Raw genomic sequence first — 21093 nt, 5'->3', positions numbered from 1 at the left:
GCTTATAATGATTGGTTTCAAATTCCTGATAGAGCATTCTGATGCATTTACCTGTTCTCATTGCCTGAGAGGGTTGCTAAAGTAAATACTCAAACCTTTGATTGATTCTCGGTTATAACTCGATTCTCATTATTTAATACATGGAACTAGCATGTACTGTTTCCGCTTTCTCGGTCTATTATGTTTGATTATCACACTTGCAGTTCCTGTTCAAGTTAGTGGGCAAGCCAAACTAAATGTCGGTTTTGAGTTAACTGCCTTTGCACTGACAAATGCAAAAGTAGTCACTAAACCTGGAGCTGAATTGGAAAATACGACCATTCTGATTAGAAATGGTTTGATCGAAAAGGTCGGTTCTGATCTTAAGATTCCCTCAGATGCAGAAGTGATTGATTGCCAGGGGATGCATATTTATGCTGGATTCATCGATGCTGCCTCGAGTAGCCTCATCAACAAAGAAGTTAAGCCTCCAAAGCCAAGTGAACGAAAAGTAGACTTCGGACGGCATGCGCTGGCGGCGACACGCCCCGATAATCGCAATTATCTCAGCCCGGATTTTCAAGTGAATCAGGCAGTCACAGACAAAAAAAACAGTTTCACGAACTATCAGAAAGCGGGCTTCACTTCAGTTCATATCTTACCTCAGGGGAAAATCGCCAGTGGACACGGGACTCTGGTTTCAACAAGTGAGCACCCCGTGAGAGAATCTACGTTAATCAAATCCACGATGAGTTCTTTCAGATTATACGCTCCTAAAGGTAATGTTTATCCAAAGACCTTGATGGGGGCTGTTGCTCATTTAAGACAAACATTCCTGGATACTCAGCATTACGAACATCATTGGGACTTGTATCAGGATCAATCTGCTTTCATTAAACGGCCTCCAACAGATCCCACGTATGTGGCTTTACTAGAAGTTCTACATACGAAGGAAGTTCCTGTATTTGCAGCAAATTCGCGCGATGAAATTTTACGAACGCTCGATTTTTGTGGTGAATTCAAAATCAAACCGGTTATCTGGGGTGGAGCGGAAGCACATCTTTGTCTGGATCGATTAAAAACAGAATCCCAAGGCATTATCTTCCAGTTGAATTATCCAGAAAAACCTAAGGTTGAAGATAAGACGGAAACGAAAAAACTCACTACAGAGATATCAGAACCATTACGTGTCCAAAAAGAGAAGCTCCGACTTTGGAAAGAACGGATTCATGGTCTGACGATGCTGGCTGAAAGTGGTTTGCCTGTTTCCGTTTCTTCCGAATCATTAAAGAATCGTGAATCAGATTTGATACCTCAATTAAGGATAGCAGTGAAAGAAGGATTGTCTGCAGAAAAGGCGCTCCGGTTTTTGACTCTGGGGGCTGCAAATATCCTGGAGATAAACCAAAGGCTCGGGACAATTGAAAAAGGGAAACTGGCTCATCTGGTAATTATGTCGGGCCCTTGGGAGAAGGATGATACGAAAGTTCGCTATCTGTTCGTTGATGGGGTCAAACTGGATTTTTCAGACAAATCTAAGGTCGACAAGGAAAAATCACCAGGAACGATCTCGCCTGAAAAAGAACGGCCTGCGAATATCGATTTGGCGGGAGTCTGGGGGGTGGAAATTCAGTCTGCACAGGGAAAAGTGATCGGACAGCTACAAATTTCTCAAGAAAAAGAGCACTTGCGAGGCACTTTTACTAGTGAAAAAGGTGATGGCAAAGTGACCTCAGGTAAGATTGAGAAAAGTCAGTTTCAATTTACTGTAGCGATTGGAGCCGGAGAACACGCAATTGAGCTTCAGTTTAACGGAGCGCTTGGAAAAGAGACTAAGCCAGAACGTATTTCAGGTAAATTAAAATCGGCCTTTGGTACAGAGACCAGTTGGTCTGCTGTCCGTAAAAAAACGAAATCTGAATCCACTTCTAAAAATCCTATTCAATTATCTATTGAAGGTGCAGGCAATGAATTATTAGACGATTTATTTTCTGATGCAATTGTCGCCAAAAAACCAGACCTGAAGGAAACAGAGACAAAACAAAATAATTACCATCAATTCAAAACAGAATTAGAATCCGATCGAGTCAGACGTGTTCTGAAAACGGATGGGAATCTTGTATTGAAGAATGGTATTGTGATTAAAGTCACCGGCAAGATTCTGAAAAATACATCGATTCTGGTAAAAGATGGTAAGATTTCGAATATCGGGAAACAATTGAAATTCCCTGCTAACACGACAGTGATAGATATTACAGGTTTATATGTCATGCCTGGAATTATCGATACTCATAGCCATATTATGATCACTGATGGGATCAATGAATCATCGCAGTCAATTGTACCTGAGGTACGTATTAAGGATGTGGTTAATACGACCGATCCATCAGAATATCGAGCGCTAGCAGGTGGTGTGACCACGGCTCGACTCTTCCATGGCTCGGCTAATGTTATTGGAGGCCAGGATGGCGTTGTCAAATTAAAACATGGGAAACCGGCTCAAGAACATATTCTGCACGATGCACCTCAAGGGGTGAAATTTGCGCTGGGTGAGAATGTCAAATTCCGAACGTCGCGGTTTCCTAATACCAGAATGGGAGTCGAAGCTACATTGCAGCGAGCGTTTCTGGAAGCTGTGGATTATCGACGCCAGTGGCAGGAATTTGAGAAGGCTCAAAAATCCGAGATCAAACAAAAACGGTTGCCTCCCCGCCGAGATCTACGATTGGAAGCATTGGCTGATATCGTCAATCATGAAAAATTTATTCATTCACACTGCTATCGGGCAGATGAGATCCTGATGCTGCTCCGAGTTGCTTCTAATCTTGGTATCCGAGTCTGGTCGCTACAACATGTGCTGGAAGGTTATAAGATTGCTCCGGAAATTCTTACACATGGAGCCAGTTGTAGTACATTCTCGGATTGGTGGGCTTACAAAATTGAAGCGTTTGATGCCGTGCCTCATAATGCAGCACTACTCAATGAAGCTGGCGTGAATACGGTTGTTAAAAGTGATGATTGGGAACTGATCAGGCATCTTTATCTCGAAGCCGCTAAAACAGTACGCTACGGGAACATGACTTTTAATGACGCTCTTCGAACCATTACGATTAACCCCGCTCGAGAGCTGGGTTTGGATCAGAGAATGGGATCGATTGAAATAGGGAAAGATGCTGACTTTGCTATTTTTAGTGGTCATCCATTAAATGCATTTTCTCGTTGTGAAATGACGATTATTGAGGGGGAGGTTTATTTCGATCGGAAAAAACAACCCACGGCGATGTCCGAGTTAGCAGAGCGACGGTCTGCTACTCCTCAAGTTGAAATTGCCTGGCGTAAGGGGGAGCCGCTATCATTGCCGTCAGACGATGTTAAAGAGTTTGCAATTAAGGGGGCAACACTCCACCCGATTGATGGAGCAGATATTTTCGATGGGACTATCATCGTTCGAGGGGAAAAAATCGACTATGTCGGCGCTGCGAAACCGCTTCCGAAAAAGATGAAGGTGATCAACGCGAAGGGGCTACACGTCTATCCGGGATTGATTGACTCTGGTTCTACATTAGGGCTCACGGAAATTGATAAAGTTCGAGAAACACGAGACTATGCAGAAAGTGGTGATCTACAACCAGATTTGCGAACTGGCGTAGCGATCAATCCCGATTCTGAACTGTTTCCAGTGGCACGCGCTGGTGGGATTACAACAGTTCTAGTATGCCCTCAGAGTGGTTTGATTTCAGGGCAAGCTTCAATCGTTCAGACAGCAGGTTGGACGGCACCGGAGATGGTTATGAATCTTGAAGCGGGCTTACAGATCATTTGGAGTACAAAAAAAGAGCGTCAACAGGAATTGAAAGACTTCATCAGCCAGGCACGGCTTTATCAAAGAATTAAAAGACAGGCTGAAAAGAATGGCTCAAAAGTTCCAGTGACCGATCCTCGTTTCGAGGCATTGATTCCCTATCTTGATAAAAAGAGGCCTGTTTTTATTGAAGCCAATTCACAGAAGGAAATTGCTGGTGCCCTGCTCTTTGCAGAAGAGGAAAAATTAGACATCATCATTACGGGGGGGACTGATGCCTGGAAGCTATCAGATGAATTAAAATCCAGAAACGTGTCGGTGATTGTAGGGCCGGTTATGAAGCGTCCTGCAGAAGGCCATGATCCTTTTGATGCACCTTATGCCAATCCGGGACATCTCTATGATGCGGGCGTTACATTCTCGATTCGTTCCAATAGCGCCTGGAATTCACGGAACACTCCATTTGAAGCCGCTATGGCAGTCGCCTATGGTTTACCCGAAGAAGCCGCATTGCGAGCAGTAACTTTATCTGCCGCAGAAATATTGGGGGTAGACAATCAGATTGGTTCTCTGACGGAGGGCAAGTTGGCAAATATGATCATTACAGACGGATCACCTTTGCAGCATACTTCGCATATCAAAGCAGTTTGTGTTGGTGGAAAAATACTACAGCCAGAAAGTAAGCAAACACGATTGTATGAGCGTTATCGTACCCGGTTACAGGCAATCCAAAAACCCTCCAGGAAAGATCCCACTAAGACGGTGCCCTTGGAGACTCAAAAATCAGAATCCGCAAAGAAGCCAGCGAATACAAAATAAATATTAAGTTGACTTAGCGTAGAACTGCCGTTTCAAGCTGTTCGATTTTCAGGACATGCATCGTACGGCTATAGCGATCAGGATTCTTTTTGAATTCATTGCGTGATTCTACATCAACAAATAAATATAAGTTTTGATCGTAATAAGCACCATATTTCAAGTTTCCAGGTATGGCACGATCTTGTTTGTTGAGAATCACAGGATCGCAGCCCAGTAACTGTGGGGCATAACGTCCTGGATCAATTTTAAAAATTTCTAACTCAGTCTGACTTGCCAGATGATAAGTGATTCCCTGGTAAGGCCAGTTGAATTCTTCTTTGCCCTTTTCCCATTTTCGGTCGCGTGTCAGAGTGACCGGACTGTATCCATCTAGACCTAACTTTGGAGGCTCAGTGGCAACATAAGTATTTTCTTCTGTTTCAAAAGACTCGGTTGTTTCTTGTTGTTCTAGTTTTTGCATGAGTTCTTGCTTACTTTTTTGAGCCAGATATACTCGCCGATCATTTTCATAACGAGAGGCGCCACGACCTAAGAAGCTTAAATAAGTGTTTTTGGCCTGCATGCCTTCTGTACGAGTAATGATCGTGCCAGTGGGGGTTAAAAGGATATCACTGGGAAGTGAACGAACGTTAAAACGCTCAACCAGATGCTGGTTTTGATCACTGTCAATTTTGACGGCAATAAAACGTTTACCAAACTGACTGGTGAGAACCTGAGTGTTTAACACACTCTGATCCATCTGACGGCAAGGTCCGCACCAGGAAGCGTGGAAATGCAGTAAAATAGGAAGGTCTTTTTGTTTTGACATCTTTTGAGCTATTTTAAAATCATGCAACCACTCACCGGCCAAAGATTGATTGATCGATATAGCAATCAAAGTGACCGTGATTGTTATTATCGATAAATAGCATTTCTTTGAATTCCATTTGGTTGATTGCATGAAAGTACCTCCACAAATCGTTCTGGATATACGAACGGAATGTCGTTCAGTAAAGTGGATATCAGATTTTTTATTGTTCTGGCATCTTCTTGATTATCGGTTGGACCTGGGGAGGTTATTGTGAAGTATTACACACGAATTGAATGGGATTAAAAGGAAATGAAAAAAACGCAGGGTCATAACGGAGGTGTTTATTTACTAGCAAGCAAACTCGAGCCAGTTTGACTAACCGGTATTGTGAAATTAGCAATGAGCGTTTTTGGATTGTTCGGGGAGTGATGGAAGAAATGAGAGAAAGCTTTCCAGTAATGAACGGCCACTTTCTGTCAAAATTGACTCGGGGTGAAATTGAACACCAAACAGTGGGGCTGTTTGGTGCTCAATTGCCATCGGAATTCCCTCTTCCGTCCTGGCTGTGATCTCAAGATCAGAAGATAGTGATGCTTCATCAATAATCAAGGAATGGTAACGCGTTGCCTTGAATGGATTAGGCAGGTTGGACAATAAACGGGATTTTTGATGATAGATTAAAGAAGTCCGGCCATGAACAGGTTCCGGTGCTTTGATGATTTTCCCACCAAAGCTGGCAGCGATCGTCTGATGTCCCAGGCAGACTCCCAAAATTGGGACTCGATGAGTAAAGTGTGTTATTAGTTCCTGGCTTACACCAGCCTCATTCGGAGTACAGGGGCCGGGAGAAAGTACAAGTGCGTCAGGTGAGATTTGTTCGGCCTGTGCTAGAGTCATTTGATCATTTCTGATGACTAAGGTCTGTTGCCCTAACTCTTCAAAATAGCGGGCCAGATTGAAGACAAAGCTGTCATAGTTATCAATGATCAGGATCATGAAATTGCTTCTGAAAATTAACGTTATTTTTGTAGTGCGGCTATCATCCCTGCGGCTTTATGCAGGGTTTCTTCATATTCCAGCCTTGGATGACTTTGTGCTATGATTCCCCCTCCCACAGGAAATTGAATCCATCCATTTCTGACAGTAAAAGTGCGAATCAGAATATTACTGTCGAATTCTCCATTCAAACCGGCATAGAACAGACTGCCACAATAAGGGCCACGGACAGTCGGTTCCAATTCCGCAATGATTTCCATTGATCGTACTTTTGGCGCGCCTGTGATAGAACCGCCGGGAAATGAAGCTGCCAGTAAGTCCCAGACTGTTTTACCCGGTTTGAGTTGTCCTCGCACTTCTGAGACAAGATGTTGTACGGTTTCGTACGTTTCGACTTCACAGAGATGTGGAACGTGAATGGAACCTGGTTTGCAGACACGAGAGAGATCATTGCGGAGTAGGTCAACGATCATTACATTCTCAGCATGATCTTTTTCGCTTTCACGTAGTTCATCACGTGTCAATAAATCTGCTTCCGGCATGAATTTTCTACGACGAGTGCCTTTAATGGGGCGCGTTTCCACTTCTTGGTGTGAGACATTCAGGAATCTTTCAGGTGAAGCACTGACAACGGCCCAGTCATCCCAACCAAAATAACCTGCAAACGGAGCCGCATTTTTTGAGCGTAAATTCAGATAAAGTTCAGCAGGATGTCCTGTGCTGCGGCTCAGCAGGCGTTGCGAAAAATTTGCCTGAAAAATATCGCCAGCATAGATGTATTCAATGATCTGTTCGATCTGTTTCAGGAATTGTGTTTTACTGAAGTTACTCAGTATCTCTTCGTTCCGTTCAACAGGATAAACAGGAGAAAGTTGATTAAGAGGCAGTTTATTTGCATGCAAAAAAGCACTTTGTGAGAGTGCGGCCAATCGGTCGTGTTGATTAAAGTTGGAAGTATCAATTCTTGTTTTAAGTGACTTCAGCCGTTCTGCAGCAAGATTAAGATCTTGTGTTTGCAGACTTTGATCGAAACCTTGGACGATGAGCCATGCCCGATGCTGATTATGATCCCAGGCGATCACCCAGTCGTAAAAACCGACAGCCAAGTCCGGGAGTTGAAACTCATCGTGGGAGGCACGGGCGAAGTTCTCCCAGCTTTGTCCCAACTCGTAGGAAAGTAAGCCTGCAAAGCCTCCTTGGAACGGTGGAAGTCCAGGAATCGATTCCACAAGATTTTGAGTATAAACGTCTCGAAACGATTCAAAAGGATCAGCGGAATAGTGAGTATTTTGGATTTGAATGCGTGTGAGTGGGTTACACATCAAATAGGAGAACTGTCCTTGTGATGAGGTTTGACGTGCACTTTCCAAAAGTAAGAGGCTGTCATCACCTGCAAATTCAAGAAAGATCTGTTCTACATCTGGATACGGAGTCAGTTCTTCCACGAGAGGAAGCTGGCTTGCGACTTGCCCTCCCTGCTCCAGGGATTGATGAGAGAAATCCTGAGATATGTTTCCCGACATTACTTTATCATGATTCACAGTGAAAAACGTGATGCGTGCGCGTTAGAGCGAGACGCAATGGAAGGCCTCAGTATAACATGAGCCAGGTGGTTAAGGAATCATCAGCGAGGTCCACATTGTGGCTCTTCGCCCTGTTTTCGTCTGCGTTCATTGGCACTGACTTCCTCTTGTGATAGAAAACCCCAGTTTAATGGCTGATCTTGTTGATATTGCTTTCCCAATGTTAAAGCAGTTACTGCTTTACACATTTCGTAACCCAGGTAAAACGCATGCGAAGCATCTAACCCTTTAGGATTGGCCTCTAAAAACTGATCAAATAGTTCATAAGGGTCAGTTCCTTTCCAGTATCCGTCACGATTCATGACGTGTAGTTGGTTCTCCTCAGCAAAGATCCGGTAATTCGGGTCACGGATATTTTGGGCAAGATTACTTAATGCATCAGATCCTCTTTCGTTAAGCTTGGCATCTCGCAACATAACAAGCTGGTAATGAATGTGTTTCGGCAAGCTTTTGTTTTCGATGGCATATTTGATGAGTCGTCTCGCGTAGTCAAATTCTCGGATGGCGCTGCAGGCCCAGTTGATCACTTCGGTAGCAAGCACGCTATGAATTTGAAGTTCCTGACAGAGAGCGGCAAGTAGAACATTGATTCCCGCCGTGTCTACTTCTGTCAGTTCAGTTAAATTTCCGATACCCATCATGATTTCAAAATCAGGAAATTCTTTTCTTGCCCTGTAGTAACGTTCCAGGGATGTTGTGAACCCAAAGCCAATTGGTTCCAGAATTGGATCTATTCGAAAGGGAGTGTCAGATCGAACCAATTGATCAACGATGGTACACAGAGAATCGAAATCACTGGGAAGATTCGGGATGGCAACGACTTCAGTTCCCAGTTTTGAAACCCAGTCGAGATTAGTTTGATTACAACTGAGGATGAGTTCGGCTCCATTACCAACAGCCGCTTCTACTTCTGCTCGATCAAAACTGTCGATGGAGACGCGGTATCCTGAATCAACCAGCATCCGTACGATCTCTCCAGCGCGTTTTGTGCTTTCTCCGGGGATACAACCTACATCGATCAGATCGGCTCCATTTTGTCGGTAATGTTCTGCCTGTTGCAGGATTTCTTCATTCGACATCAGTGGGGCATGATTGATTTCGGCTAAGATTTCGATATCGTATTGAGACAGATCTTTTGGTGCCTTCCCCTCTTGTCCAAAATATTCGGGCAGGTCGAAGTGGTCCTTGGGGCCCCTTTTGAACGGAATTCCAAAGTGGTCAATGAGAACTTGAAGATCACCTTTACACATACCAGGCAGCATGACCCAGTTGATGCCGTCAGGAACTGTTAGTCTGCGTTTGACCAGAGGAACGTGCATCAAAGCAGCAACCTGGACATTCAACACAATGACCTCAAATTCAAAACCAACCTGAGGGGCAAGTTTTTCCAATACTTCGCGCAATGAATATTCAGCCAGCTTGCCCGTCACAAACAGGATGCGTTCCTGTTTCATAGTTGGTCTCTCTTGAAGTCTTATAACTGTTTATCTACTAGCGAACCCAGTTTTTGGGGAAACCATCAAGGGCTGCTGCATCGTCTGGTAACCAGGTCACTGTTTCCTCAATTTTTTTCGCCAATTCCGTGTCTTTGGTTGTGATTGCTTTCACTCGGTGTGTTTGTAGTTTGACGGTTACGGCAGCATAGCCAACACTTAAATCTGGATGATGCCACCCTGCTTCTGCCAGATAACCTATGGTATTCACCAGCATGAGCGTATGAGCCCAACCGGGAGTTGAATACTTTCGTCTAATCCAACCATCTCGGAGTTCCCATTCGGAATGAGTGTTCAAAAACTCTTGTATCTGTTCTTCTGATAAAATCTGATCTTCTGTCATGCTTACCTCAATGATTCTGCTTGAATTGATGGGGACAATATCGAAGCACCATGTCACTTTTAGTCCGATAGTAACTATAGCGAAACTTTAATGCACTCCCAGGAGTAAATTCTATGGGTAGAGCGGGTTTCAATTTCATAACATTCTTAAGTATCGATGTGAGTCTGAAAAGTCCTAAAGCGATGCTCCACAAGACTTAAATGCAAAAACTGACTACCTTTTGAGCCGATAGTAGAGTAAAATAACAACAATGTAGGTTTTGTCATTTTAAAATTGATTGAAGTGTTAGACCTTCTCCCACCCCTTGGTCCCTCCACAAATTTCATCTAACCGAGAAAGAACTGGAAAATGAAGCGGCCTTTGATCCTGTTTCATCCTTTGTTGTCATCTCACGTGGTCAAAACTGTTTGTCACTTGATCATCTTTGTGCTATTGGCATTTCCAGCGATGTCTTTACTCGAAGCAGCCAATAAAATTCCTGCTGATCAAATTGAGTTTTTCGAAAAGGAAATTCGCCCTGTTTTAGTAAAACGCTGTTATGCTTGTCATGGCCCTAAAAAGCAGGAAGCCAGCTTACGACTGGATTCCCATGCCTGGATGATGAAAGGCAGTGACAGCGGTAAAGCCGTGATTCCAGGAGACCCACTCAAAAGTAGAATTATCCAGGTGATCCAATATCATGATGACGACAGCCAGATGCCTCCTGATGGGAAAATGCCTTCTCGTGAAATAGCCGCTTTGACTCGTTGGGTCAAAATGGGAACACCTTGGCCATTTTCTGATAAAGATCCCAAAGCGGTTCCTGCGAATGGGACTTATGATTTTGCGACATTGTCCAAAAGTCATTGGGCGTTTCGTCCTGTGAGAAACCCTGAATTACCCAAAGTGAAGAACCAAGAAAGGGTTTCTTCTCCGGTAGACCTTTTTGTGATTTCACGTTTGGAAGAAAAAGGTCTATCGCTTTCCCCGCGCCTTGATCGAAGGAAATTGATTCGAAGAGCATCGGTTGATTTAACAGGCTTACCTCCTACCTTTCAAGAAGTAGAAGCTTTTGTGAATGATCAATCTCCAGATGCTTATGAAAGGCTGGTTGATCGCCTGTTGGCCTCACCACGCTATGGAGAACGTTGGGGGAGACATTGGCTGGATGTTGCTCGTTATGCAGATACCAAGGGCTATGTTTTTACATCAGAGCGTCGCTACCCGTATTCCTATACTTATCGAGATTATGTCATTCGCGCTTTCAATGAAGATCTCCCTTATGATCGTTTCATTCAAGAACAATTAGCGGCAGATCAGCTGGATCGCAAAGGAGATGATCGTTCACTGGCTGCACTTGGTTTCCTGACCGTGGGTCGTCGTTATCGAGGGAACATACACGATATCATCGATGACCGCATTGATCTTGTCTCCCGAGGTTTATTGGGTTTGACTGCCTCCTGTGCTCGCTGTCACGATCACAAATTTGATCCTGTTCCGATCAAGGATTATTATTCATTGTATGGAGTTTTCTTTAGTAGCTATGAGCCGGAAGAAAAAGATTTACCATTAATCGGAAAACCGAAGTCGGAAAAAGCACACAAAAAATATCAGGCGGAACGAGCAAAACGCCAGAAAAAATTAGATGATTTCATACATGAAGAATCGGAAAAATTCAGAGCGAAGGCACGTTTGACAGTAGCAGATGTGTTACAAGCAATTGTAGAAAAAGAAAAACTGGCGAATGAAAAGCCTCAATATGAGAAAGAGGCACCTCACCGAGGATACGTGGCTCTCTGGCAAGCTTTTCTGAAACGCAAAGCAAAATCATACCGCGCTGTCTTTTCACCTTGGATGGCATTCGTTTCAGTCAAAAAAGAAAATTATCCAGTCGGTGCCTCTGAAGTCATCCAAAAATTAGCTAGTCAAGAAGGGGAAACGCTGCCAGAAAAAAGATTCAACCGTTTGATTGTACATGCATTGAAAAACAACCCACCACAATCAATTTATGATGTATGTCGAATTTATGGTAACGTTTTTAAAGAAGTGGAACAGCAGTGGCTCAATACGCTTGAGACAGCCAAAAAGGCGAAAGCGAAATTACCTGATAAACTTGCTGACAAAGATGCAGAAGAAATTCGTCAAATTTTATATCACCCAGAATCACCGACTGCAGTGAGTGACAATCTTGTTCAGGCAGGATTTAATCGGGCTCAAAGAAATAAAGTTCGGCAATTTCAGAAGAATATTCAGACATTGGATGTAACATCCCCGGGCGCACCTCCACGAGCGATGGTGGTTTATGACAAGGACAAGCCGATCACTTCACATGTCCATTTACGAGGGAATCCCGGTCGACGTGGTGAAAAAACGCCGCGTCAATTTTTCAGGATTTTGGCTGGAGAAGATCGAAAACCATTTCAGAAAGGAAGTGGTCGTCTGGAATTATCAGAGGCGATTGCTTCTCGGGATAATCCATTAACGGCCCGAGTTTTTGTTAATCGGGTTTGGATGCATCATTTTGGACAGGGAATCGTGAGAACTCCCAGCAATTTCGGTGTCAGAAGTGATCCACCCACTCATCCAGAATTATTAGATTATCTAGCATATCGATTTATGGAAGAAGGCTGGTCTATCAAGTCGCTTCACAAGACAATTATGATGTCAGCAACATATCAACAGGGTTACCAGGAAAACCGACAGGCAAACTTGATTGATGCCGATAATCGTTTACTTTGGAAACGATCTCCACAGCGACTCGACTTTGAAGCGATGCGAGATTCACTTTTATTAGTCTCAGGACAACTCTCTGAGGAACAGGGAGGTAAAAGTTACCTGATTGACCGGATTCCCACGCACCCACGACGTACCGTTTACGGTTTTGTGGATCGTAATAACCTGCCGAATATATTTCGTACATTTGATTTTGCTAATGTGGAATCAAGTACCGCACAACGACCATTTACAACAGTTCCACAACAAGCTTTGTTTGCATTGAATAGTCCCCTGGTAATTGAGCAGTCTGGATTGTTAGTCAAAGATTTAAGTCTGGAAAAAATGGCCGCTGATAAAGGGGTTGATTCTGCGATCGAAAAACTCTATCAACGTGTCTTCCAACGGAAACCATCAGGTGAGGAAAATGATCTCGGTAAGGCATTCTTAAAACATCATCGAGATCAGATTAAGACACCCGCTCGAATGAGTGGATGGGAAAAGTATACTCAAGTGCTTTGTACGTCCAATGAATTCATGTTTGTAGACTAATGTGAAAAATATCAATGATAGTAGGAGCCTGTTCTGATGGCTGAGGCGATTCGACATTTTAATTGCGATCCAATTATCACGCGGCGGCAAATGTTGCAGCGCTGTGGTACTGGATTTGGATCAATGGGACTGGCCTCGTTAATGGCTTCACAGGGTTTGTTGGAGGAAGCGAATGCGGCACCAGACCACCAGTCACCGATGGCTCCCAAAAAATCGCATTTTCCTGCAAAAGCAAAACATATTATTCACATTTTTTTGAATGGTGGTGCCTCGCAAGTTGATACGTTCGATCCGAAACCAGCGTTAGCAAAATATGCTGGTAAGATGCTGCCGAGTAAAAATCTCCGTACCGAGCGAAAAACTGGTGCCGCCCTGCCTTCTCCTTTTAAGTTTAAAAAGTATGGAGAGAGTGGCCTGGAGGTGAGCGAGCTTTTTTCGGAGTTGGGAGAATGCGTGGATGATATTGCATTTGTGCGATCGATGTACACAAATGTGCCTAATCACGAACCTTCGTTGATGATGATGAATTGTGGAGATCTCATTCAGCCACGTCCAAGTATGGGGGCCTGGGTTACTTATGGTTTGGGAACAGAAAACCAGAATCTTCCCGGGTTTGTGGTGATGTGTCCTGGAGGTTATCCAATTACGGAGTCTGCTAACTGGCGATCCGCATTTTTGCCCGGCGCCTATCAGGGCACTCATATCGACACAAAACATTCTGATATCGAAAAACTGATTGCGAATATTAAAAACAAAAAACTTTCATTGCCAGAACAGCGCCTGCAGCTTGACTTGCTGCAGGCCTTAAACCGGAAGCATCAGTCGGTACGATCTCAGGAATCCGCATTGGAATCCCGAATTCAATCATTCGAATTAGCTTATCGAATGCAGATGCAGGCCTCTGATGTTTTTGATATTAAACAAGAGCCAAAACACATCCATGAAATGTATGGCACTGGAGTTCACGCGCGACAATTGATGATTGCACGCAGGTTAGTAGAACGAGGTGTGCGCTATGTCCAACTCTGGCATGGAGCAGGTCAACCCTGGGACAATCATGATGAAATTGAAAAAGGCCATCGGAATTTAGCCAATCAATGTGCCCGGCCGATTGCGGCTTTATTGAAAGACCTGAAGCAGAGAGGGCTTTTACAAGATACGATCGTCATGTGTGGTGGAGAGTTTGGAAGAACCCCTGTAGTGGAGTTACCGACTCCTGGCGCGAATGCTGGCAAGATGAATGGACGCGACCACAATAATCATGGTTTTACTGTATGGCTGGCTGGGGGAGGTGTTAAAGGTGGTCAGGCTTATGGTGCCACTGATGAGTTTGGTTTTGCAGCCGTTGAAAACAAAGTTCACGTCCATGACTTGCAGGCCACAGTACTCAAGTTACTCGGTTTTGATCACGAACGTTTGACTTACCGTTTTGCAGGGAGAGACTTTCGCTTGACTGATGTTCATGGAAAAGTCGTTGATGAGCTTATCGCCTAATTGAACGGCTGAATCATATTATTTTCCAACTAAGCCGTTTCTTTGTGCTTATACACATAGAAATCCGCAGCTTTGAGTGATTTATCACATAGCAGAGCTTGACCTTATCTAAAAAATAAGGAAGCATTGTTAATGCACATTGGTATCTTGCAGATGCTATTTTCATTTTAAAGATTGATTGTGCGTTCAAGGCGATTTAAGGGGGAATTTGTGGCCGGTGATAACGAACGTATTAAATTGACTCTTGATTTACTTGGTAGCGGACTTTTTCCCATCATTGAGCAGGAAATGAAAGCCGTTTATCAAGATGATTGGATTGATCGCGCTAAAGAGAGTTTTCGGAATTCTCCAATTACATCTCAACCATCGGGTGATGCCATTCGATGGGATGCCCATTCAACTCTCTTAATCTTGTGGGACCATTGGAATAGTGTCTTTCGCAATCGCTTGACTCCACTGGAGAGAAGTTATGTTGGTGAACTTAGAGAATATCGAAATCGCTGGGCGCATCAAAGCCAGATAAAAACGCAAGATACTCTGCGGATTCTTGATACTGCTTCCCGGTTATTATCGGCCGTAGGAGCCACTGATGAAGCAAAACAGCTAAAAAGCGAACGCGATAAATTGTTGGGTCAAATATTGCAGCAGCAAGGCAAAAATATCTATGACTCCAGTGACCATCAACGTGATCGAGTACGGGATGCGATCATATTTTTGATTTGTGCTCTTGCCACCATTTTTGTCATTATCAATTCTTATGGTACTGAAGCGCCTGCAATATTTTTTGCTGGTTTTGTCGGGATTGTCTTCGCCTTTTTGGCATATCAACGGTGGGTGACTCCTGATCGTCCCACACATGGTGCGCATGAATGTACCAACTGTGGGAAAGTCATCTACGGTGAGTCATGCCCTTATTGTAACGAGAACAATCTTGCCTGACTCAAATATTAGTCGAGCCATTCATCTTCCGGATCAAATTTGGGGAAGACGATATTGATGATTTTCATCGTTCCAATGGCCCGATGACGCACTCCCGGCGGTATGACGATTGACATACCGGCTTTGACTGGAATCAGTTCATCGTCCAATTGCATCTGGGCATCTTCGCCACATTCAAGGAAGTAATAGGTTTCTGTTAGCTTTCGATGATAATGCAGTTCCGCAGTCTCTGATATTTCTGTCACATGTAAGGTACCAGGAAACTCAGGTACATCAGCAAAAGCGCGTCGTGCGGTACCACAGGGGCATGACGTGCCTTCTATTTGAGAAAAATCAGCGAGATGATATTTTTTCTTTGTCGATTCCGTCATCGAATTATTCCCGATGTGGTGTATTGTGTGATTCTTTTAAAGGGAGAATATTTTTCAGATATTCTATAATTACTATTATAGCGACTGATTCATCAAAGAAAACATTCACTCGGATTTATTGATTTCATCCAGTAAGACTCTTAAAAAAGGCTCGACATCCGTCACCAGACCAATGGTCTGAAAAGTTCCACGATCGGCCAGTTTTGTGACAGTTGCCGGATTAATATCAACACAAACTACTTTCACGCTGGCGGGTAATAGATTACCAACAGCAATGGAATGGAGTGTTGTGGCAATCATCAAGCAGAATGATACCCCCTGCACCAACTCGCGCATTTTGCGTTGCGCCTCTACGGAGTCAGTAATTACATCCGGTAAAGGTCCATCATCGCGAATACTACCTGCCAACAGGAAGGTCACATCTTTTTTGACACACTCATACATAATTCCGGAATTCAATACGCCTTTGTCAACTGCATTTTTAATGCTACCCAAACGGCGTATACGGTTAATGGACCGTAAGTGATGCTCATGCCCTTCTTCGGTTGAACTTCCATGTTCAATTGAAATACCGAGACTGGTTCCGTAAAAGGACTCTTCGATATCATGCGTGGCAAGTGCATTTCCAGCAAACAGTAAATTGACGTAGCCCTCACTGATCAGTTGACTGAAGTAGTCTCTGCTGCCGGTATGAACGACTGCGGGACCTGCAACAATCAGGATCTTTCCCTCCCCTTCTCTGGCACGCCGCATTTCCGATGCGATTTCCCTGACAGTAACTCCTTTAGGTTTTTCACTTGAGACTGTACTATGCATGAAAGAAAAGCCAGAGTTTTGTGGTGAACTTCGTGCTGTGGGTAGAATTCTGATTCCCTGATAGCCAGTGACAACCAGTTGGCCTTTTTGCACATCAGACATAGGCAGGCAATGCGCCGTTTGTCGATCGGGACTGACAATAATGCCACAGTCCATTTCCTGTAAATCAACAGAGGTCCAGTTTCCGTCAATGCGAATTTCTGTTTTCTGATTTGTTGTGCAATAGAATCCTTCCGGGAAGGCACCATCCATATCGGCGGATTCTAAAATACAGTCATGTTTCTGTACAGGAACTGCTCCATGTTGTGCGATTTGGGTTAATATCTTCTGCAAAGTCTCTTCGTCTTTTGCAGAAACCTTTACCTGGGCGTGGCTACTATCCGTTCGTAACTGACCGATTGAAATGTCATTGATGGAAAAATCGCCTCCCAAAACTGTAATTTCATCAAGAATCTTCGGCAGTAATAAGCTATCAATAATATGCCCTTGTATTTCGATTTCTTCGCTGATCGCGTCTGCAGCTGCAGATTGATTATCTGGCTTATGATCAGGTGAATGGTTCATAGGTTGTCCATCCTTGCTGGGGTGACCAATTGAAATGAAAGAGTTAAGTCAGGTCTTGAAAACGAGACATGGTTTCTTGCCTTAATATTTTACAATTTATTGATCAAAATAGTACTCTGAAAATAATGTTTGCTGCCATCCCTATCATATTATTTACTTACTTTTTATATTTTGCAGACGCATAAGAAACGACAACTTTGAAATGAAACAGGAGCAGGAGTTTGCAATTATTGTCAATGGCTGTTGAACCAATTGAGTTTTTAAGATTAATAATCGGCTTAGACGCACCTGCTTCCATTCTGATCAGCCTGTTATTTATCGCATTGGGCATGCTCAGCATTACAAAGGGAGGTGATCTCTTTACTGATAGTGCAGTTGAGATTGCCAGATTGACTCGCGTACCTCCCGTCATTATTGGTGCGACCATTGTCAGCATGTCAACCACGTTTCCCGAATTAATGGTCTCAGTTACCAGTACTTTTTCCGGAAAAGGAGATCTGGCAGTTGGTAATGCTTTGGGATCTTGTTTATGTAATATCGGTTTGATAATTGGTTCTTGTGCACTCCTGAATGGATTTCTGGCGAGGAAACGAAAAACGGAGAGTGGGATTCCGGTTTCCCGCTTCACGATTGTCGGGCCGGGATCCTTCATGCTGTTCTCAGGAGTAATGGTCTGGCTGTTTAGTCTCTTTTCAACCGGAGACGCTATAACTCAAAACGGAGTACCTGCAGAATTTGCCATAGCGCGCTGGCAAGCAGCACTTCTACTCTGTGTCCTGGCCGCATATATTCTGTTTACTCTGAGAGTTGCATTAAGTTCACGTCATGATTTTGGTGAAGATCAGGAAAAACCACCACAAGTCGAAAACGTGATAATTTATTATTTCAAGTTAGTATCTGCATTTTTCTGTGGTGCCTGTTTGGTCATTTTGGGGAGCAAACTATTGGTAACTAATGCAGTACAAGTGGCGCGGTATTTCGAAGTCTCTGAGCTACTCATTGGATTGACAATCCTTGCTGTGGGAACTTCTTTACCAGAATACACGATCTCAGTTCTTTCCATTATTAAAGGGCATGGTGCACTAGGTACAGGAAATATTATTGGGGCCAATGTCCTGAATATAACGATGGTGATCGCCACATGTGCGTTAATTCAGCCTTTGCCGATCCCAAAACAGACCGTCTTGCTGGATGGGCCTGTCGTCATTTTATTAATTCTAGCAATGTTGGGACTCTCCTGGAGACGAAAACAGATCTCTCCTCTGAGTGGCTTGATCTTATTGACAATGTATGTGAGTTATCTACTCATTGCCACGTTTTGGTTTGGCCATTAGTCTTTCTATTCAAAGTAAAGACTTGATTCGAAGACCAATTTAAGAATATGATAGCAAGGTCCCAACCGTTTCTGTGGGATCAATGACTTAGTTGTCGGGTTAAGTTATTTCTCTCACTGAATGTCATTTTCTTTTACATTGTTCCCAATTTCAGTAATGCTCCTAATATGGTCAGAATTGGAATAATAGGACTTGGCCCATATTGGGAACAGCGCTATGAACCTGTACTGCGGATGATGGATCAGAGAATCCAAATCAAGGCGGTATTCGATCCGGTTCGTAGTCGCGCAGAACAGGCTGCTGAGCATTGGGACGCAGCTGTTGCTTCAGGAATCGGTTCTCTCGTCTCGCGATATCCATTGGATGCATTTCTTTTGTTACACTCAGATTGGATGGACCATTATCCTCTCAAAATACTTAGTCAGCAGAATCGACCCGTTTATATTGCGGGCAGTCTAGGAGAAGAACTTGAATTATTGGAATTGATTCACGCCAGGGCAACAGAGCAACTGGTGACTTTGATGCCTGAATTCAGCCGGCGCTATTCACAGGCAACGAGTCGTTTTTTTGAATTAGCAGTGACTCGTTTAGGAAATCCGAATTCAATTCAAATCGAGACCTGTTGCCCTGGTGTAGACCAGGAAGTCGAAATTCCTGGGCAGAAAAATGAGACCGATTTTCTGGTCGGATTATTTGACTGGTGTTGTTATGTCATGCGTACGAAACCAGTTCAAGTTCATACTACTTTTCATTCCGATTCGAGTGATCTGTCAGAGGATTATCGACAAATTAAGGTTGATTTTTTGCCGGATCCCGTATCAACTTCCGAACGTTTCGCAGTGATAAAAATAAAATCGGAACAGCGAGAATCAGAATCTTACTTTCCCAGGCATCAGATTGCATGTCGAAATGGAAAGGCTGAGTTTCATTCTCCTGATGAGATTCATTGGGAAGATGAATCATCCTCAATTACCGAGTCACTGAAAAGTGATCGTCGAGAATTAGAAGTGATGTTGGATCATTTTTGCCGCCGTGTTATTGGAGGTATTATACCGGTAGCCAATATCAATGATGTTTGCCAGGCAATTCAACTTGTTAAGCTTTCACGTAACAGCTTAAAAGAGGGAGTACCGCTTAAATTTGAAACTGCTAGTGAGCGAGACTAAATGGCAGATCCATTTCATTCATCGACAAGAATATGGCAAACTAAAACTTTTATTTGTCAGATTCAAAAGAAGAGCTTCTATTTTGAGCGTTGTGCATGTGGGTGAGATTTTTCGTAAGTTTCGCGTAATCGTTTCGTACTTACGTGTGTATAGATTTGTGTGGTCGTTAAGCTTTTATGCCCTAACAATTCTTGTACGCTTCTTAGGTCTGCACCACCATCCAGTAGATGAGTTGCAAAACTGTGTCTTAACGTATGTGGGCTCGTTTTTTTGTCCAGTCCGGTTTGGAGCAGATATTTTTCCAGCATGCGTCCTACACTACGAGTCGTAATACGAGTTTTAAGACGATTCAGAAAAAGTGCGTCAGCATCCGGGTGTGCCTCCGGTTTCGATTCCCTTTCTTCTAACCAACGTTTTAACGCTTTGTCGGCAAAACTTCCAATTGGAGCAATACGCTCTTTTCGCCCTTTACCCAGAACACGAATCACATTGGATTGTTGGTCCCAGTCACTGATATTGAGGCTTACCAATTCGGAAACACGCAAGCCTGCAGAATAGAGAGTTTCAAAAATGGCGCGGTCTCGGAGACCCATTTTGTTATTAGCCGGAGGAGCTTCCAATAAAGATGCAATCTGGTCTGTTGTCAAGAAATGGGGTAATTTTCTTCCGGTACGTGGTGTTCGCAATGGTTTGGCCGGATTTGTTTTTGTATAACCCTCGCGGCAGCAATACTTGAAAAAACTTCTGAGGCAGGCTAAGCGTCTGGCAATCGTGGTTCGCTCATATTGACATTCATGCAAGTAAGCGACAAAGCGACGCAGTTCACTGATCCCAATACGATCGGGCGATAAAAGTGCGCCTTCATATTCAGTAAGGTATTCGATGAGACTGTCCAGATCTTCCGCATATGATTTGAGTGTCAAGTCAGATGCATTACGCTCAATTTGTAGATATCGCAGGAAGCTGTCAATTGCATCATGCAGTTCAATTGACCTGATAGATTGCGAAGAGATCATAAGAGTTAAAAATCGATTCTTGATTGATGAGCTTCGTTTAGGGCGACAGGTCTCTTTGCGTTAGAATGCGATGATAGAGTTTCAGGCTGTTTTTCGTAAACGTCCTGATTGCTCTTCCAGCTCTGCTTCCCGTCTTAATTTTCTTACTTTTTGACTCATCACCGCTGCATCATACCAGGTGAAACTCAATTCCTTATCAGCAGCATATTGTCCCAATGTTTGTAACATTTGGGAAGAGCTGGCATCGTCATATAGAAACACATAGCGTTCTGAATCTTTGACTAATGCGACGACATTCATTTGTTGTTTCACGATAGCAGTCCTTTGTTTTTCATCAGAGCACTT

At 43.6% G+C, this 21093-nt stretch carries 15 protein-coding genes; 6 read left to right on the top strand and 9 right to left on the bottom strand.

Features of this window, described 5'->3' with window-relative positions; all coding sequences use genetic code 11:
- The first annotated feature begins 151 nt into the window (after positions 1-151).
- Complete coding sequence (locus V144x_RS17340) at positions 152-4600, top strand: amidohydrolase family protein (protein ID WP_144986498.1); 4449 nt, start codon at positions 152-154, stop codon at positions 4598-4600.
- A 13-nt stretch (positions 4601-4613) separates the two neighbouring features.
- Here V144x_RS17340 and V144x_RS17335 read toward each other — a convergent pair whose 3' ends face one another.
- The 5 genes from V144x_RS17335 to V144x_RS17315 form a co-directional block, all read right to left on the bottom strand.
- A complete protein-coding gene (locus V144x_RS17335; protein ID WP_144986496.1) occupies positions 4614-5540 on the bottom strand; it encodes a thioredoxin domain-containing protein in 927 nt (308 codons plus the stop codon).
- 243 nt (positions 5541-5783) lie between these two features.
- A complete protein-coding gene (locus V144x_RS17330) occupies positions 5784-6386 on the bottom strand; it encodes an anthranilate synthase component II (RefSeq protein ID WP_144986494.1) in 603 nt (200 codons plus the stop codon).
- Positions 6387-6409: 23 nt separating this feature from the next.
- Entirely contained in the window at positions 6410-7909 is a 1500-nt protein-coding gene (gene pabB / locus V144x_RS17325; protein ID WP_144986492.1) for an aminodeoxychorismate synthase component I, read from the bottom strand.
- Positions 7910-8010: 101 nt separating this feature from the next.
- Positions 8011-9423 carry a DUF6513 domain-containing protein gene (locus V144x_RS17320; protein WP_144986490.1) on the bottom strand — a complete coding sequence of 471 codons (1413 nt, stop codon included), beginning with the start codon at positions 9421-9423 and terminating at the stop codon, positions 8011-8013.
- A 37-nt stretch (positions 9424-9460) separates the two neighbouring features.
- A complete protein-coding gene (locus V144x_RS17315; protein ID WP_144986488.1) occupies positions 9461-9805 on the bottom strand; it encodes a 4a-hydroxytetrahydrobiopterin dehydratase in 345 nt (114 codons plus the stop codon).
- 348 nt (positions 9806-10153) lie between these two features.
- On the opposite strand from V144x_RS17315, the gene V144x_RS17310 reads away from it, so the two are divergent.
- The 3 genes from V144x_RS17310 to V144x_RS17300 all read left to right on the top strand — a co-directional run bounded on the left by V144x_RS17310 (position 10154) and on the right by V144x_RS17300 (position 15481).
- Positions 10154-13048, top strand: coding sequence for a PSD1 and planctomycete cytochrome C domain-containing protein (locus tag V144x_RS17310; protein ID WP_144986486.1), 2895 nt, complete (start codon positions 10154-10156; stop codon positions 13046-13048).
- A gap of 36 nt (positions 13049-13084) precedes the next feature.
- Positions 13085-14542 (top strand): DUF1501 domain-containing protein, encoded by a 1458-nt coding sequence (locus V144x_RS17305; protein WP_144986484.1) that lies wholly within the window; start codon positions 13085-13087, stop codon positions 14540-14542.
- A 180-nt stretch (positions 14543-14722) separates the two neighbouring features.
- Positions 14723-15481 carry a Swt1 family HEPN domain-containing protein gene (locus V144x_RS17300; RefSeq protein WP_144986482.1) on the top strand — a complete coding sequence of 253 codons (759 nt, stop codon included), beginning with the start codon at positions 14723-14725 and terminating at the stop codon, positions 15479-15481.
- A gap of 8 nt (positions 15482-15489) precedes the next feature.
- On the opposite strand, the gene V144x_RS17295 is transcribed toward V144x_RS17300, so the two are convergent.
- Both V144x_RS17295 and V144x_RS17290 read right to left on the bottom strand, forming a co-directional pair.
- Complete coding sequence (locus V144x_RS17295) at positions 15490-15852, bottom strand: cupin domain-containing protein (protein WP_144986480.1); 363 nt, start codon at positions 15850-15852, stop codon at positions 15490-15492.
- Positions 15853-15957: 105 nt separating this feature from the next.
- Positions 15958-17232 carry an ornithine cyclodeaminase gene (locus V144x_RS17290; protein WP_144986478.1) on the bottom strand — a complete coding sequence of 425 codons (1275 nt, stop codon included), beginning with the start codon at positions 17230-17232 and terminating at the stop codon, positions 15958-15960.
- Between the two features lie 221 nt (positions 17233-17453).
- Between V144x_RS17290 and V144x_RS17285 the strand changes: the two genes are divergently transcribed.
- Positions 17454-18566 carry a calcium/sodium antiporter gene (locus V144x_RS17285; RefSeq protein ID WP_144986476.1) on the top strand — a complete coding sequence of 371 codons (1113 nt, stop codon included), beginning with the start codon at positions 17454-17456 and terminating at the stop codon, positions 18564-18566.
- 233 nt (positions 18567-18799) lie between these two features.
- Positions 18800-19732, top strand: coding sequence for a Gfo/Idh/MocA family oxidoreductase (locus tag V144x_RS17280; protein WP_144986474.1), 933 nt, complete (start codon positions 18800-18802; stop codon positions 19730-19732).
- 77 nt (positions 19733-19809) lie between these two features.
- On the opposite strand, the gene xerC is transcribed toward V144x_RS17280, so the two are convergent.
- Both xerC and V144x_RS17270 read right to left on the bottom strand, forming a co-directional pair.
- Positions 19810-20748 carry a tyrosine recombinase XerC gene (gene xerC / locus V144x_RS17275; protein WP_197998482.1) on the bottom strand — a complete coding sequence of 313 codons (939 nt, stop codon included), beginning with the start codon at positions 20746-20748 and terminating at the stop codon, positions 19810-19812.
- Positions 20749-20829: 81 nt separating this feature from the next.
- Positions 20830-21060: a hypothetical protein gene (locus tag V144x_RS17270; protein ID WP_232098970.1), complete on the bottom strand. Its 231-nt coding sequence runs from the start codon at positions 21058-21060 to the stop codon at positions 20830-20832.
- Positions 21061-21093 lie beyond the last annotated feature (33 nt).

The sequence above is a fragment of the Gimesia aquarii genome (assembly GCF_007748195.1).
GTDB classification, from domain to species: Bacteria; Planctomycetota; Planctomycetia; order Planctomycetales; family Planctomycetaceae; genus Gimesia; species Gimesia aquarii.
Note: the sequence above shows the minus strand (reverse complement) of the source record. Positions and strands in the feature narration are given on the sequence as shown.

Bases quoted from the DNA above. Each gene is read 5' to 3' on its own strand.
- V144x_RS17340 (WP_144986498.1), top strand. From the start codon at position 152: ATGTACTGTTTCCGCTTTCTCGGTCTATTATGTTTGATTATCACACTT.
- V144x_RS17335 (WP_144986496.1), bottom strand. From the start codon at position 5,540: ATGCAATCAACCAAATGGAATTCAAAGAAATGCTATTTATCGATAATA.
- V144x_RS17330 (WP_144986494.1), bottom strand. From the start codon at position 6,386: ATGATCCTGATCATTGATAACTATGACAGCTTTGTCTTCAATCTGGCC.
- pabB (WP_144986492.1), bottom strand. From the start codon at position 7,909: ATGTCGGGAAACATATCTCAGGATTTCTCTCATCAATCCCTGGAGCAG.
- V144x_RS17320 (WP_144986490.1), bottom strand. From the start codon at position 9,423: ATGAAACAGGAACGCATCCTGTTTGTGACGGGCAAGCTGGCTGAATAT.
- V144x_RS17315 (WP_144986488.1), bottom strand. From the start codon at position 9,805: ATGACAGAAGATCAGATTTTATCAGAAGAACAGATACAAGAGTTTTTG.
- V144x_RS17310 (WP_144986486.1), top strand. From the start codon at position 10,154: ATGAAGCGGCCTTTGATCCTGTTTCATCCTTTGTTGTCATCTCACGTG.
- V144x_RS17305 (WP_144986484.1), top strand. From the start codon at position 13,085: ATGGCTGAGGCGATTCGACATTTTAATTGCGATCCAATTATCACGCGG.
- V144x_RS17295 (WP_144986480.1), bottom strand. From the start codon at position 15,852: ATGACGGAATCGACAAAGAAAAAATATCATCTCGCTGATTTTTCTCAA.
- V144x_RS17290 (WP_144986478.1), bottom strand. From the start codon at position 17,232: ATGAACCATTCACCTGATCATAAGCCAGATAATCAATCTGCAGCTGCA.
- V144x_RS17280 (WP_144986474.1), top strand. From the start codon at position 18,800: ATGATGGATCAGAGAATCCAAATCAAGGCGGTATTCGATCCGGTTCGT.
- xerC (WP_197998482.1), bottom strand. From the start codon at position 20,748: ATGATCTCTTCGCAATCTATCAGGTCAATTGAACTGCATGATGCAATT.